This is a genomic window from Bacillus sp. ATD, assembly GCF_050585765.1.
Lineage (GTDB): Bacteria > Bacillota > Bacilli > Bacillales > Bacillaceae > Bacillus > Bacillus stercoris.
The window spans coordinates 124,507-139,875 of the sequence record NZ_JBOBQH010000003.1 but is presented as its reverse complement, the minus strand read 5'-3'; the positions used below and the strand labels follow the sequence as shown (position 1 = coordinate 139,875).

Sequence of the window (15,369 nt, the reverse complement as noted above, 5' to 3'; positions counted from 1 at the left end):
GAGGGAAAGAGGATGAACAAAACAGCACTAATCACCGGAGCAAGCGGCGGCATTGGCAAAAGCATCAGCGAAACCCTTGCGGCTAAGGGATACAATCTGCTGCTCCATTACAATACAAATCAAAATGCGGCAGCGGAGCTTGCTGAAAAACTAAGAGAGAAGTTTGGCGTGTACGCGGAGATATTGCAAGCCGATCTGTCCTCGCCAGAAGGGGCAGATAAGCTGACAAGTTCAATTGTTCAGCCGATTGATGCGATTGTTTTAAACAGCGGAAGAAGCCATTTTGGGCTGATTACGGATGTGGATAACGTAACAGTCCAGGAAATGGTTCAGCTCCATGTGGCGAGTCCGTATATGCTGACAAGAAACCTTCTTCCAGGCATGATTCGGAATAAATCGGGAGCAATTGTGGCTGTCAGCTCGATTTGGGGAGAGACTGGAGCATCCTGTGAAGTGCTGTACAGCATGGCAAAGGGAGCTCAGCATTCGTTTGTAAAAGGGCTGGCTAAGGAGCTGGCGCCAAGCGGAATCAGGGTAAACGCGGTAGCGCCGGGCGCGGTTGATACAAATATGATGAATCAATTCACCCCGTCTGAAAAAGAAGAGATCGCTGAAGAGATCCCGATCGGCCGGCTGGCCCGGCCGCAGGAAATTGCGGATGCAACAGCTTTTCTCCTGTCTGACAAAGCATCATATATCACCGGCCAAATTCTGTCGGTGAATGGCGGCTGGCACTGCTGATCCGAAAATATTCGGTGTATAGTTTCTTTTGCGAAGGACACAATAATCTTGTAACTTCACATGAAATGGAGGAAACAAGCATGTCAGTATTAGAAAACTGGGATAGCTGGAAAAACTTCCTTGGCGACCGTCTGAACTATGCGCAAGATAAAGGTATGAGCCAGGATACGATTACAGATCTTGCGACAGAAATCGGCAGCTACTTGGCTAATGAAGTGGAATCTAAGAACGAGCAGGAAAAAGTGCTGGCAGATCTTTGGAGTGTAGCATCAAAAGATGAACAGCACGCCATTGCCAATATGATGGTTAAGCTTGTTGAAAATAACAGCACTCACTAGGAAGAGAGGGGATTTTTCCTCTCTTTTTTATGTTTTCCTCATCACAGCAACATTCTTCTTTCTAATTAGAGAAAAATGCTTTATGATAAAGGAAGGTAAAATTTTGCCACAATGAAGGGGGTATATCATTTGGCAAAGCTCGAATGGTATTTTGAATATGAAATTCAAGTGAACCGCCCCGGACTGCTCGGGGATATCTCATCTCTTCTTGGGATGCTTTCTATTAACATCGTAACGATAAACGGCGTCGATCTTTCCAGAAGGGGAATGCTCCTCAGGTGCCGCCATATAGATCAAATTAAACGATTAGAATCAATCTTAAAAACGATGGAAACAATTAAAGTAACGAAGCTCAGAGAACCGAGGCTTCGCGACCGTCTTGCCGTACGCCATGGCCGCTATATTCAACGGGATGCCGATGATAAGAAAACGTTCCGCTTTGAACGGGACGAGCTTGGCTTATTAGTCGATTTTATGGCCGAATTGTTCAAAAAAGAAGGCCATAAATTAATCGGAATCAGAGGAATGCCGCGTGTCGGAAAAACGGAATCGATTGTGGCCTCCAGTGTGTGTGCAAGCAAAAGGTGGCTGTTTGTGTCCTCAACCTTGCTGAAGCAGACGATAAGAAGCCAGCTGATTGCCGAAGAATACAGCACTGAAAATGTCTTTATCGTTGACGGAATTGTGTCAACACGAAGAGGGTCGGAACGCCATCTCCAGCTGGTCCGAGAAATAATGCGGCTTCCGGCAACCAAAGTGGTGGAGCATCCGGACATATTCGTTCAAAATACAGAGTATACACTAGATGACTTTGATTATATTATTGAACTGAGAAATGACCCTGATGAGGTTATTACATATGAACATGCCGAGGAACCCCAAATGTTTGATCAACCCGGGTTTTCAAGCTTTGATTTTTAAAATTGGAAGGTGTTTGTTGTGACTGAACTAGGAATCCGGCTCAAAGAAGCCAGAGAGGAAAAAGCAATGTCATTGGATGATCTCCAAGCGGCAACAAAGATTCAAAAAAGGTATTTAACCGCCTTGGAGGAAGGAAACTATGACATTATTCCGGGGAAGTTTTATGTTCGGGCATTCATCAAGCAATATGCAGAAGCCGTTGGGCTTGATGCGGATCAGCTGTTTGAGGAGCATAAAAAAGATATCCCGAATACGTATCATGACGATGTGTCTGAAAAGATCTCTGGCATGAATCTTCAAAAGGAAATGCCAAAGCCAGCATCTAAGGCGCTGGAGCTGCTGCCAACGATACTTGTCATTCTCGGCGTGATTGTCGTGATTGCCATTGTGTACGCGATCATTCAATTTGCGAATCACAAAAACAGTGATGATCACAATGCGGCATCAGAAAAAGCAATTACGCAAAGTGAGAGCAAGTACGAAATCCCTAAAGATTCAACGCTGAAGGAGAATCAAAATAACAGCTCTGAAAAAGAGACAGACACTAAAAAAGAAACGAAAGAAAACGAAGATAAGAAAAAAGAAAATGACAGTGATAAGCTGGAGATTAAAGCTGCTGGCACTGAAGGATCGTTAACGACTTATGAAGTGTCCGGCGCTGATAAAATCGAGCTTGAATTGAAGGCAGCGGACAGCTCTTGGATTCGGGTGCGCGATGAAAACAGCAGCTCTTTAAAAGAAGGAACGCTGAAAAAAGACGAAACCTATAAAAAAGATATAACTGATCAGAAACAGGTTGAAATCCGCACAGGATATGCACCTAATCTGAAAATAAAAATCAACGGCAAGGTTCTTTCATATGAACTTGATCCGAAAAAAGTGATGGCACAAACCATAAAGATTGTAAATAAAAAGGAAGAAAAGTCATCTTAATTACCAGATGACTTTTCTTCACGTCCGAGTATGAAATTGGAGGGGCTTTATGTTTAACTTACCAAATAAAATCACACTAGCTAGAATCGCATTAATCCCAATCTTCATGATTATCATGCTGGCGCCGTTTGACTGGGGCAGGCTCGAAGTTGGAGACGAATCGATCCCGATCGCACACTTGGCGGGGGCCATTCTATTTATTATTGCATCTACAACAGATTGGGTTGACGGATATTATGCCCGAAAACTGAACCTTGTAACAAACTTCGGGAAATTTCTTGATCCGCTTGCGGACAAGCTGCTCGTATCCGCAGCGTTAATTATCCTTGTTCAATTTGATCTCGCGCCAGCTTGGATGGTCATTGTGATTATCAGCAGGGAGTTTGCTGTAACAGGTTTAAGGCTTGTTTTGGCCGGAACAGGAGAAGTCGTAGCTGCTAACATGCTTGGTAAAATCAAAACGTGGGCACAGATTATTGCGGTATCCGCATTGCTTCTTCACAATCTTCCATTTGAACTTGTGTCATTCCCGTTTGCTGACTTGGCGCTGTGGGTAGCCGTCTTCTTTACTGTCGTCTCAGGCTGGGAATATTTCTCTAAAAACTGGGAAGCGTTAAAAACATCTAACTAAGAAAGAAGGACTTCGTCATGGAATTTCCAAAAAAAGCTGAAATTATTGCCGTCGGTTCAGAGCTGCTGCTTGGCCAGATCGCCAATACAAATGCTCAATTTATCAGCAAACAGCTCGCTGAAATCGGGGTCAACGTATTTTATCATACAGCGGTCGGAGACAACCCGGAGCGGCTGAAGCAGGTCATCCGCATTGCTGAAGAACGCTCTGACTTCATTATTTTTTCAGGAGGTCTTGGACCCACAAAAGATGACCTGACGAAAGAAACGATTGCAAATACGCTGGGGCGTCCGCTTGTGTTAAATGATGAGGCATTCCAATCCATTGAGGACTATTTCAAGCGAACAAAACGCACGATGTCACCTAATAACCGAAAACAGGCACTTGTGATCGAAGGATCTGACGTGCTGGCGAATCACTTTGGAATGGCCCCGGGAATGCTCATAGAGCATGAATCGCGCTTCTATATGCTTCTTCCTGGGCCGCCGAGCGAATTGCGTCCAATGTTTGAAAACGAGGCAAAGCCTCTTCTGCTCAAAAAGATGGGTTCAAATGAAAAAATTGTGTCCACCGTTCTTCGCTTTTTCGGTATCGGGGAATCTCAGCTTGAAGCCGATTTGGAAGACATTATTGATGCACAAACCAACCCGACAATCGCTCCTTTGGCTGCTGATGGAGAGGTGACGCTGCGTCTGACAGCCAAACACGCCGATGAAAAGGAAACAGAGCGTCTGCTAAAAGAAACAGAGGCCGTTATCTTAGAGCGTGTCGGTGAATTTTTCTATGGGTACGATGATACTTCTCTTGTAAAAGAGCTATCTAAAGCATGTAAGGAAAAAGGCATTACAATTTCTGCGGCAGAAAGCTTTACCGGCGGGCTTTTTTCTGAATGGCTGACGGATCTTAGCGGTGCTTCAACATTATTTGCCGGCGGTGTTGTTTGCTATACAAACGACGTGAAGCAGAATGTGCTTGGTGTGGAGAAGGACACATTAGATCGTTTTGGAGCGGTCAGCAAGGAATGCGCAGCCGAACTGGCTAAGGGTGTTCAAAAACTCACTGGCAGCGATATCGGCATTAGCTTTACTGGTGTAGCAGGACCTGATGCTCAAGAAGGGCATGAGCCTGGGCATGTGTTTATCGGTATTTCCGCAAATGGGAAAGAAGAGGTTCATGAGTTTCACTTTGCGGGCTCCAGAACGGGAATCAGAAAACGCGGCGCCAAATATGGCTGCCATTTAATCTTAAAGCTTTTAGAACAAAAATAATATTATCAGCACATTATCCTCCTAAGAAAACATGATTTCTCTGATACATTATGATATTTTGATAGGAATCACGCCAAGAAAAAATCCGAATATGCGTTCGCTTTTTTCTTGGCAAATCCCTTCAAACAGGGTATAGTATATGTAGTGGTAACATAAAGGAGGAAAAAATAGAATGAGTGATCGTCAGGCAGCCTTAGATATGGCTCTTAAACAAATAGAAAAACAGTTCGGCAAAGGTTCCATTATGAAACTGGGAGAAAAGACAGATACAAGAATTTCTACTGTCCCAAGCGGCTCCCTTGCTCTTGATACGGCATTGGGAATTGGCGGATATCCGCGCGGACGGATTATTGAAGTATACGGTCCTGAAAGCTCAGGTAAAACAACTGTGGCGCTTCATGCAATTGCTGAAGTACAGCAGCAGGGCGGACAAGCCGCGTTTATCGATGCGGAGCATGCGTTAGATCCGGTATACGCGCAAAAGCTTGGTGTTAACATCGAAGAGCTTTTACTGTCTCAGCCTGACACAGGCGAGCAGGCGCTTGAAATTGCGGAAGCATTGGTTCGAAGCGGGGCAGTTGACATTGTTGTTGTCGACTCTGTAGCTGCTCTCGTTCCAAAAGCGGAAATTGAAGGCGACATGGGAGATTCGCATGTCGGTCTACAAGCACGCTTAATGTCTCAAGCGCTTCGTAAGCTTTCAGGAGCCATTAACAAATCGAAGACAATCGCGATTTTCATTAACCAAATTCGTGAAAAAGTCGGCGTTATGTTCGGGAACCCGGAAACAACTCCTGGCGGCCGTGCACTGAAATTCTATTCTTCCGTGCGTCTTGAAGTGCGCCGTGCTGAACAGCTGAAACAAGGCAATGACGTAATGGGGAACAAAACGAAAATCAAAGTCGTGAAAAACAAGGTGGCTCCGCCGTTCCGTACAGCCGAGGTTGACATTATGTACGGAGAAGGCATTTCAAAAGAAGGAGAAATCATTGATCTAGGAACTGAACTTGATATCGTGCAAAAAAGCGGTTCATGGTACTCTTATGAAGAAGAGCGTCTTGGCCAAGGCCGTGAAAATGCAAAACAATTCCTGAAAGAAAATAAAGATATCATGCTGATGATCCAGGAGCAGATTCGCGAACATTACGGCTTGGATAATAACGGAGTAGTGCAGCAGCAAGCTGAAGAGACACAAGAAGAACTCGAATTTGAAGAATAAAAATAAAATAAATTTCAAATGATACAAAAGGCTGAGTGAAAAACTCAGCTTTTTTGTATTTTGCAAAAAAATGATAAAAATATTGCTTTTCTTGACAACTTTTTTAGGGCTTTATTCGTCTAACAAAACGTGTGCAAAATGGAATTTATTTCGGGAGGAAAAAATGAATGACGAGCCCAACCCGCAGAAGAACTGCGAAACGCAGACGGAGAAAACTAAATAAAAGAGGAAAACTTTTGCTTGGTCTTTTAGCAGTGATGGTTTGCATTACGATTTGGAATGCGCTTCATCGAAATAGTGAAGAAAACGAGCCATCTCAAGAAACTGCAGCGGTTTCAAATACCGATCAGAAAAAAGAGGTTAAAAAGAAAACTGCCAAAAAATCAGAGGAACAAATCAAAACAGTAGACCGAAATCAAAACATCAGCAATTATTTAAAAGAGATCGGTTTCAGCGGAACCGCTATGATTGTCAGAAATGGAGAAATCGTAACAAATAAAGGTTTTGGCTATGCAGACCGTGAACATCACATTCAAAATAATCCATTGACGTCTTTTTACGTCGGTTCGTCACAAAAAGCGCTGATTGCAACCGCTATTTTGCAGCTTGAGGAAAAGGGGAAACTTCAGACAAGTGATCCGGTAAGTACATATTTACCTCATTTTCCTAACGGACAAACGATTACTTTGAAGAATCTGCTTACACATACATCGGGGATAAACGGACATATTGAAGGAAACGGCGCCATTACCCCGGACGATTTAATAAAAGACATAGAACTTCAGGGAATCAAACGTCAGCCGGGCGTATGGGACTACAAGGATTCCAACTATTCTGTTCTCGCTTATATCATTGCTGAAGTAAGCGGTGAGCCGTATGAACAGTACATAAAAAAACACATTTTTAAACCGGCGGGAATGACGCATGCAGGCTTTTACAAAACATATGAAAAAGAACCTTATCCTGCCGTCGGGTATAAGATGAAGGGCAGCAAAACGGTTACACCGTATATACCTGATCTATCTCAGCTGTATGGAGCCGGCGATATTTATATGAGCGCTATAGATATGTATAAATTTGACCAAGCGCTGGTAGACGGAAAACTGTATTCACAAAAAAGCTATGAAAAGATGTTTACGCCAGGGAGCAGCTCCACATACGGCATGGGATTTTATGTTGATCCCGGAAGCTATTCAAACCATGGCGTTATGCCGGGCTTCAATATCTTGAACAGCTTTAGTAAATCTGGGCAAACCATTGTTATTTTGTTCTCTAACATTCAAAATAACGCTAAATTGGGCCAAGTGAACAATAAAATATATCAGCTTCTGAATCAAGAATGATCCGTGATCTTCTTTTGGATAAATTGCATTCGGCACGGGAAAAGACGTCGGGTCTGCAAACGTTAAGATGGCAAGCTTGACAAGTATTTCCGACACATTTACAATGAAGTTGTAACATTTGTTTTTTTAACATGATTGTTAAACCATTTAAACTTGACAAGGGCGATGAACATACTCATTCCCTGTGAAGGTTCTGTATGTTGAGAAAACTAGACAATGTACATGCCGACACTTATTTAAGCAACAACCAAGTTTATAGCAAGAGGAGGTGAAAGTATGACCCCAATTATGATGGTTCTCATCTCCATTTTGCTGATTCTACTCGGTTTAGTTGTTGGCTACTTTGTTCGTAAAACCATTGCCGAAGCGAAAATTGCGGGCGCACGCGGTGCAGCCGAGCAAATTCTTGAAGATGCAAAGCGTGATGCTGAAGCACTGAAAAAAGAAGCTCTGCTTGAAGCAAAGGATGAAATCCACAAACTTCGAATAGATGCTGAACAGGAAGTTCGTGAAAGACGAAATGAGCTTCAAAAACAAGAAAACCGTTTACTCCAAAAGGAGGAAAACCTTGATCGCAAACATGAGGGAATTGATAAACGGGAAGCGATGTTGGAGAAGAAAGATCATTCTCTGAATGAACGACAACAACATATTGAAGAGATGGAAAGCAAAGTGGATGAGATGATTCGTATGCAGCAGTCAGAGTTGGAACGAATTTCGAGTCTGACTCGTGATGAAGCAAAGCAAATCATTCTTGAGCGGGTTGAAAACGAGCTTTCACATGACATCGCCATCATGACAAAAGAAACTGAAAACCGTGCGAAAGAAGAGGCGGATAAGAAAGCGAAAAACATTCTTTCACTCGCCTTACAGCGCTGCGCAGCGGACCACGTTGCCGAAACAACGGTATCAGTTGTCAATCTTCCAAATGATGAGATGAAAGGACGTATCATCGGACGGGAAGGGCGTAACATTCGTACGCTTGAAACGCTGACAGGAATTGACCTGATTATTGATGATACACCTGAAGCTGTCATTCTTTCCGGATTTGATCCGATCAGACGTGAGACAGCCAGAATTGCTCTTGATAAACTCGTTCAGGATGGCCGAATTCATCCGGCACGGATTGAAGAAATGGTTGAAAAATCTCGTCGCGAGGTCGATGACTATATTCGTGAGATGGGTGAACAGACGACATTTGAGGTTGGCGTTCACGGCCTCCACCCAGATCTCATCAAGATCCTCGGCCGCTTAAAGTTCCGTACAAGCTACGGTCAAAATGTGCTTAAGCATTCCATGGAAGTCGCATTCTTGGCCGGTCTAATGGCATCGGAGCTTGGTGAAGACGCAAAGCTTGCCAAACGTGCGGGTCTTCTTCACGACATCGGGAAAGCAATTGACCATGAAGTAGAAGGAAGCCACGTTGAAATCGGGGTAGAGCTTGCGACCAAATATAAAGAGCACCCAGTCGTGATTAACAGTATTGCATCACACCACGGGGATGAGGAGCCGACTTCCATTATCGCTGTGCTGGTCGCTGCAGCAGATGCGCTTTCCGCTGCAAGGCCTGGCGCGAGAAGTGAGACGCTCGAGAATTATATTCGAAGACTTGAAAAACTCGAAGAAATTTCTGAGTCCTACGAAGGTGTTGAAAAATCATTTGCCATTCAGGCTGGACGCGAAGTGCGCATTATGGTGAAGCCGGATTCAATTAATGATCTTGAAGCTCATCGACTGGCGCGAGATATCCGCAAGCGAATTGAGGACGAGCTCGATTATCCAGGTCATATTAAGGTGACTGTAATCAGAGAAACTCGTGCCGTAGAGTATGCAAAATAAAGTGATGCGCTAAGCATCACTTTATTTTTTTGACGGCTAAGGAATTTTCAAGAAGAAAGGATTTACAAAATGAGAATTTTATTTATCGGAGATGTTGTCGGTTCACCGGGCCGTGACATGGTCAAAGAATATGTACCAAAGTTAAAAACAAAATATAAGCCTCACTTTACCATTATTAATGGTGAAAACGCCGCACACGGAAAAGGCCTGACGGAAAAAATTTATCACAGCTTAATCCAGTCCGGTGCAGATGCAATCACAATGGGGAACCACACATGGGACAAAAAAGAAATTTTTGATTTTATAGATGACGTTCCGAATTTGGTTCGCCCGGCAAACTTTCCTGAAGGAACACCGGGGAAAGGAATCACATATGTGAAAGCAAACGGCAAAGAACTTGCGGTTATTAATTTGCAGGGACGTACGTTTTTACCGCCGCTTGATGACCCATTTTTAAAAGCGGATGAATTGATTGCTGAAGCTGCGAAAAGAACACCGTACATTTTTATCGACTTTCATGCCGAAGCGACAAGTGAAAAGCTCGCGCTTGGCTGGTACACGGATGGACGGGCATCAGCTGTTGTAGGAACTCATACACACGTGCAGACAGCGGATAACCGCATTTTGCCGAAGGGAACGGCATATATTACTGATGTAGGAATGACTGGCCCATATGACGGTATACTGGGAATGGACAGAGAGACGATTATTAAACGATTCAAAACGAACCTTCCAGTCCGGTTTACTGTCGCTGAAGGGAAAACAACGCTCAGCGGAGTTGTCATTGACATAGATGATCAAACGAAAAAAGCCGTGAAAATCGAGCGTGTTTTAATCAATGATGATCACATGTTCTTTGAATAATTGAACATAGGTTATTTTATAAAAATATTAAAAAGAAAAGCAGGAATATAGCAACTCCTTAGTGAATATAGTAAAAATGGAAGGTAGCCCGCTATTTTTGAAAAGCATTGTGGGGATGGCTTTTTGGATAGCAACATCTAATAATGATTGTTCTAATGAACACTCACTTATCCATTGTAAAACTAAGGGGGAGCAGAAATGGAAATCTTAAAAGTTTCAGCAAAATCGAGTCCAAATTCAGTGGCAGGTGCGCTTGCAGGCGTGTTGAGAGAGCGAGGAGCCGCCGAGATTCAAGCGATCGGAGCTGGTGCATTAAACCAGGCTGTAAAAGCTGTGGCGATTGCCAGGGGATTTGTGGCGCCTAGCGGCGTTGATTTGATTTGTATTCCGGCTTTTACAGATATTCAAATCGATGGGGAAGAAAGAACAGCGATTAAATTAATCGTGGAACCTCGCTAAAAACAAATAAAGTATTCTCAACCTGTTTGCGTAATGCAAACAGGTTGTTTTTCATTTATTGTGATATTTTCTCCCGATAGTATTTTTGGCATATAATGGGCGGATATGCAAAATCAGAAATGAGCTAAAACGTTTCAAAAAAAAAATTCCGCCCATTTTTCAAGACAGATACTTTTGTCCTTCTGGAAAAGACAGTGCTGTTTACGCTTATTCCATATCATGGTACAATCCGAATGTAACAAGAATTTTTCAAGGAGGATTGTACATGCAGAGTGGAAAGATGAAAGCTCTAATGAAAAAGGACGGGGCGTTCGGTGCTGTGCTGACTGAAGTTCCTATTCCTGAGATTGATAAACATGAAGTCCTCATAAAAGTGAAAGCTGCTTCCATATGCGGCACGGATGTGCACATTTATAATTGGGATCAATGGGCACGTCAGAGAATCAAAACACCCTATGTTTTCGGTCATGAGTTCAGCGGAATTGTTGAAGCTGTGGGAGAGAATGTCAGCGGTGTAAAAGTAGGAGAGTATGTGTCGGCGGAAACACACATTGTCTGCGGTGAATGTGTCCCTTGTGTAACAGGAAAATCTCATGTTTGCACCAATACTGCGATTATCGGAGTGGACACGGCAGGCTGTTTTGCGGAATATGTAAAAGTTCCCGCTGATAACATCTGGAGAAATCCCGCTGATATGGACCCGTCGATTGCTTCTATTCAAGAGCCTTTAGGAAATGCAGTTCATACCGTACTGGAGAGCCAGCCTGCAGGAGGAACGACTGCAGTGATTGGTTGCGGACCGATTGGTCTTATGGCTGTTGCGGTTGCAAAAGCAGCAGGAGCTTCTCAGGTGATAGCAATCGATAAGAATGAATACAGGCTGAGGCTTGCCAAACAAATGGGAGCGACTTGTACTGTTTCTATTGAAAAAGAAGATCCGCTCAAAATTGTAAGCGCTTTAACGAATGGAGAAGGCGCAGATCTTGTTTGTGAGATGTCCGGCCATCCCTCAGCGATTGCCCAAGGTCTTGCGATGGCTGCGAATGGCGGGAGGTTTCATATTCTGAGCTTGCCGGAACATCCGGTGACAATTGATTTAACGAATAAAGTGGTATTTAAAGGACTTACGATCCAAGGAATCACAGGAAGAAAAATGTTTTCAACCTGGCGCCAGGTGTCTCAACTGATCAGTTCAAACGTGCTCGATCTATCACCTGTTATTACCCATCAGTTTCCGTTAGAGGAGTTTGAAAAAGGTTTCGAACTGATGAGAAGCGGCCAGTGCGGAAAAGTAATTTTAATTCCATAAAAGGGGGATAAACATGACGAAGGAATTTGAGTTTTTAAAAGCAGAGCTTGATAGAATGAAAGAAAACCATACATGGCAAGACATAAAACAGCTTGAATCTATGCAAGGCCCATCTGTCACAGTCAATCATCAAAAAGTCATTCAGCTTTCTTCTAATAATTACCTCGGATTAACTTCACATCCTAGACTCATCAACGCCGCACAGGAGGCCGTACAGCAGTATGGAGCCGGCACCGGATCAGTGAGAACGATTGCCGGCACATTTACCATGCATCAAGAACTTGAGAAAAAGCTGGCAGCCTTTAAAAAAACGGAGGCAGCACTTGTATTCCAATCAGGCTTCACAACGAACCAAGGCGTACTTTCAAGTATTCTTACAAAAGAGGATATTGTCATCTCAGATGAGCTGAACCATGCCTCTATTATTGACGGAATTCGACTGACAAAGGCGGATAAAAAGGTGTATCAGCACGTCGATATGAGTGATTTAGAGCGGGTGCTGAGAAAGTCAATGAATTATCGGATGCGTCTGATTGTGACAGACGGCGTGTTTTCTATGGATGGCAACATAGCTCCTTTGCCTGATATTGTAGAGCTTGCTGAGAAATATGACGCATTTGTGATGGTGGATGACGCCCATGCATCCGGAGTGCTTGGTGAAAACGGCAGGGGAACAGTGAATCACTTCGGTCTGGATGGCAGAGTCCATATTCAGGTCGGAACACTAAGCAAGGCAATCGGAGTGCTTGGCGGCTATGCTGCAGGTTCAAAGGTGCTGATCGATTATTTGCGCCATAAAGGCCGTCCGTTTTTATTCAGCACATCCCATCCGCCTGCTGTTACTGCCGCTTGTATGGAAGCGATCGATGTCTTGCTGGAAGAGCCGGAGCATATGGAGCGCTTGTGGGAGAATACCGCTTATTTTAAAGCAATGCTTGTAAAAATGGGCCTGACTCTCACGAAGAGTGAAACGCCGATTCTTCCTATTTTAATAGGTGATGAAGGTGTGGCAAAGCAATTTTCTGATCAGCTCCTTTCTCGAGGCGTTTTTGCCCAAAGCATCGTTTTCCCGACTGTAGCAAAGGGTAAAGCCAGAATTCGCACGATTATAACAGCTGAGCATACCAAAGATGAACTGGATCAGGCGCTTGATGTCATCGAAAAGACGGCAAAGGAGCTCCATCTATTGTAGGAGGAAGAGCAAACTCTTCCTCTTTTGATTCCTTATTGATTATTATTCTCAATGAGTGTACAATGATAGGTTGCCAGTTGTGCAGAGCTTCAATAACCTTTATACTGAAGGGTGGAAGTTTGGTTTGAAAGGAGAAAATATGATATGAATGAAAAACAAAAATTAGAGAGCGGACAAGTAAATCCATCGGACAAAAAATCCGAGAAGGATTACAGCAAGTACTTTGAAGCTGTTTACATTCCGCCTTCCTTAAAAGACGCGAAAAAACGAGGCAAGGAAGCCGTTACTTATCATAATGACTTTAAAATTTCTGAACAATTTAAAGGCTTGGGAGACGGAAGAAAGTTTTATATCCGTACGTACGGCTGCCAAATGAATGAACACGATACAGAGGTTATGGCAGGGATCTTTATGGCGCTCGGTTACGAAGCGACAAACTCTGTTGATGATGCCAATGTTATTTTGTTAAACACATGCGCGATCCGTGAAAATGCCGAAAACAAGGTGTTTGGTGAGCTCGGGCACTTAAAAGCACTGAAAAAAAACAATCCCGATCTGATTCTAGGCGTGTGCGGCTGTATGTCTCAAGAGGAATCAGTCGTGAACCGGATTTTGAAAAAACATCCGTTTGTCGATATGATTTTCGGAACCCATAACATTCATCGCCTGCCGGAGCTTTTGTCAGAAGCATACCTTTCAAAAGAAATGGTCATAGAAGTTTGGTCCAAGGAAGGGGACGTTATTGAAAACCTTCCGAAAGTCCGGAACGGAAAAATTAAGGGCTGGGTCAATATTATGTACGGCTGTGACAAATTCTGTACGTATTGCATTGTGCCTTACACACGCGGAAAAGAAAGAAGCCGCCGCCCTGAGGAAATCATTCAGGAAGTGAGAAGGCTTGCGAGTGAAGGCTATAAGGAAATTACACTGTTAGGCCAAAACGTAAACGCGTATGGAAAAGACTTTGAAGATATGACGTACGGACTTGGTGATTTGATGGATGAACTGAGAAAAATCGATATCCCGAGAATCCGCTTTACAACAAGTCATCCGCGCGACTTTGACGATCGCCTCATTGAAGTGCTGGCGAAAGGCGGAAATCTGCTTGATCACATTCATCTTCCGGTTCAATCAGGAAGCTCAGAAATTCTGAAGCTGATGGCCCGCAAATATGACAGAGAGCGTTACATGGAGCTGGTTCGAAAAATTAAAGAAGCAATGCCGAACGCTTCTTTGACAACGGACATTATCGTCGGATTTCCGAACGAAACGGACGAGCAGTTTGAAGAAACGCTTTCTCTATATCGTGAGGTGGAGTTTGACAGCGCCTATACGTTCATTTACTCTCCGCGTGAGGGCACTCCGGCTGCAAAGATGAAAGATAATGTACCGATGCGTGTGAAAAAAGAGCGCCTGCAGCGTCTAAACGCACTGGTGAATGAAATTTCCGCTAAAAAAATGAAGGAATACGAAGGCAAGGTTGTCGAAGTATTAGTTGAGGGTGAAAGCAAAAATAACCCTGATATTCTTGCCGGCTATACTGAAAAAAGCAAGCTTGTCAATTTCAAAGGGCCGAAGGAAGCCATCGGCAAAATTGTCCGCGTGAAAATCCAGCAAGCGAAAACATGGTCGCTTGATGGAGAAATGGTAGGAGAAGCAATCGAGGTGAAATAAGATGACGCTCTACTCAAAAAAAGACATTGTGCAGCAGGCACGGAACCTTGCAAAAATGATCTCTGAAACAGAAGAGGTTGATTTTTTCAAACGAGCTGAAGCGCAAATCAATGAGAATGACAAAGTGTCTGCAATCGTTAATCAGATTAAAGCCTTGCAAAAGCAGGCTGTCAATCTGAAGCATTATGAAAAGCATGAAGCGCTCAAACAAGTAGAAGCAAAAATTGACGCGCTGCAAGAAGAACTTGAAGGGATTCCTGTTATCCAGGAATTCAGAGACTCGCAGATGGAGGTAAATGACCTACTGCAGCTCGTTGCACACACCATTTCCAACCAAGTCACAAATGAAATCATCACGTCAACCGGAGGCGACCTGCTGAAAGGGGAAACCGGTTCAAAGGTGAAGCATTCAAATAACAGCTGTTCTCTCTAAACACGGTGCCTTTACAGGCCCGTGTTTTTTTATCATTTATTTGGTTATAAATGAACTAAATTATCTATGTACTAAATGTTCAATTGGTTTTTCTGTGCTCAGCCGCGAGTAAACTTTATCGTACTTATAAGTAAAGTTTCTAGGCACACCTGCATACAATGGAACAGAAACTTTGTATTTTTATATTTTATTTATAAAAATGCAC

The 15,369-nt window shown here is 43.5% G+C and carries 15 protein-coding genes; all 15 read left to right on the top strand.

The features are described from left to right. Positions 1-12: 12 nt before the first annotated feature. The 15 genes from ymfI to ricA all read left to right on the top strand — a co-directional run bounded on the left by ymfI (position 13) and on the right by ricA (position 15,164). Positions 13-741, top strand: a complete 729-nt coding sequence (ymfI, locus tag ACQXR1_RS08990) for an elongation factor P 5-aminopentanone reductase (RefSeq protein ID WP_418656974.1) — start codon at positions 13-15, stop codon at positions 739-741. A gap of 80 nt (positions 742-821) precedes the next feature. Continuing rightward, complete coding sequence (locus ACQXR1_RS08985) at positions 822-1,079, top strand: DUF3243 domain-containing protein (protein WP_003245199.1); 258 nt, start codon at positions 822-824, stop codon at positions 1,077-1,079. A 129-nt stretch (positions 1,080-1,208) separates the two neighbouring features. Next, the gene (locus ACQXR1_RS08980) at positions 1,209-2,000 is read left to right on the top strand and encodes a DUF3388 domain-containing protein (RefSeq protein WP_040083145.1); all 792 of its coding nucleotides are present in this window, start codon (positions 1,209-1,211) and stop codon (positions 1,998-2,000) included. Positions 2,001-2,018: 18 nt separating this feature from the next. After that, positions 2,019-2,933, top strand: a complete 915-nt coding sequence (gene rodZ / locus ACQXR1_RS08975; protein WP_069839434.1) for a cell shape determination protein RodZ — start codon at positions 2,019-2,021, stop codon at positions 2,931-2,933. 49 nt (positions 2,934-2,982) lie between these two features. Continuing rightward, positions 2,983-3,564: a CDP-diacylglycerol--glycerol-3-phosphate 3-phosphatidyltransferase gene (gene pgsA, locus ACQXR1_RS08970; RefSeq protein ID WP_014664019.1), complete on the top strand. Its 582-nt coding sequence runs from the start codon at positions 2,983-2,985 to the stop codon at positions 3,562-3,564. Between the two features lie 17 nt (positions 3,565-3,581). Continuing rightward, positions 3,582-4,832, top strand: coding sequence for a competence/damage-inducible protein A (locus ACQXR1_RS08965; RefSeq protein WP_430772022.1), 1,251 nt, complete (start codon positions 3,582-3,584; stop codon positions 4,830-4,832). A gap of 172 nt (positions 4,833-5,004) precedes the next feature. Beyond that, positions 5,005-6,051 carry a recombinase RecA gene (gene recA, locus ACQXR1_RS08960; protein WP_003245789.1) on the top strand — a complete coding sequence of 349 codons (1,047 nt, stop codon included), beginning with the start codon at positions 5,005-5,007 and terminating at the stop codon, positions 6,049-6,051. Positions 6,052-6,218: 167 nt separating this feature from the next. Further along, positions 6,219-7,394 carry a serine hydrolase domain-containing protein gene (locus tag ACQXR1_RS08955; protein WP_430772021.1) on the top strand — a complete coding sequence of 392 codons (1,176 nt, stop codon included), beginning with the start codon at positions 6,219-6,221 and terminating at the stop codon, positions 7,392-7,394. A gap of 276 nt (positions 7,395-7,670) precedes the next feature. After that, positions 7,671-9,233: a ribonuclease Y gene (gene rny / locus ACQXR1_RS08950; protein WP_003221010.1), complete on the top strand. Its 1,563-nt coding sequence runs from the start codon at positions 7,671-7,673 to the stop codon at positions 9,231-9,233. Positions 9,234-9,302: 69 nt separating this feature from the next. Beyond that, on the top strand, positions 9,303-10,097 hold the full coding sequence (ymdB, locus tag ACQXR1_RS08945; protein WP_040083141.1) for a 2',3'-cyclic-nucleotide 2'-phosphodiesterase: 795 nt from the start codon (positions 9,303-9,305) through the stop codon (positions 10,095-10,097). 198 nt (positions 10,098-10,295) lie between these two features. Beyond that, positions 10,296-10,556 carry a stage V sporulation protein SpoVS gene (spoVS, locus tag ACQXR1_RS08940; RefSeq protein WP_003154135.1) on the top strand — a complete coding sequence of 87 codons (261 nt, stop codon included), beginning with the start codon at positions 10,296-10,298 and terminating at the stop codon, positions 10,554-10,556. A gap of 265 nt (positions 10,557-10,821) precedes the next feature. Then, complete coding sequence (gene tdh, locus ACQXR1_RS08935; protein WP_430772020.1) at positions 10,822-11,865, top strand: L-threonine 3-dehydrogenase; 1,044 nt, start codon at positions 10,822-10,824, stop codon at positions 11,863-11,865. 13 nt (positions 11,866-11,878) lie between these two features. Next, a complete protein-coding gene (locus ACQXR1_RS08930) occupies positions 11,879-13,057 on the top strand; it encodes a glycine C-acetyltransferase (RefSeq protein WP_430772019.1) in 1,179 nt (392 codons plus the stop codon). Between the two features lie 144 nt (positions 13,058-13,201). After that, positions 13,202-14,731: a tRNA (N6-isopentenyl adenosine(37)-C2)-methylthiotransferase MiaB gene (gene miaB, locus ACQXR1_RS08925; protein WP_306289811.1), complete on the top strand. Its 1,530-nt coding sequence runs from the start codon at positions 13,202-13,204 to the stop codon at positions 14,729-14,731. Between the two features lies 1 nt (position 14,732). Further along, positions 14,733-15,164 (top strand): regulatory iron-sulfur-containing complex subunit RicA, encoded by a 432-nt coding sequence (gene ricA / locus ACQXR1_RS08920; RefSeq protein WP_014664027.1) that lies wholly within the window; start codon positions 14,733-14,735, stop codon positions 15,162-15,164. Positions 15,165-15,369 lie beyond the last annotated feature (205 nt).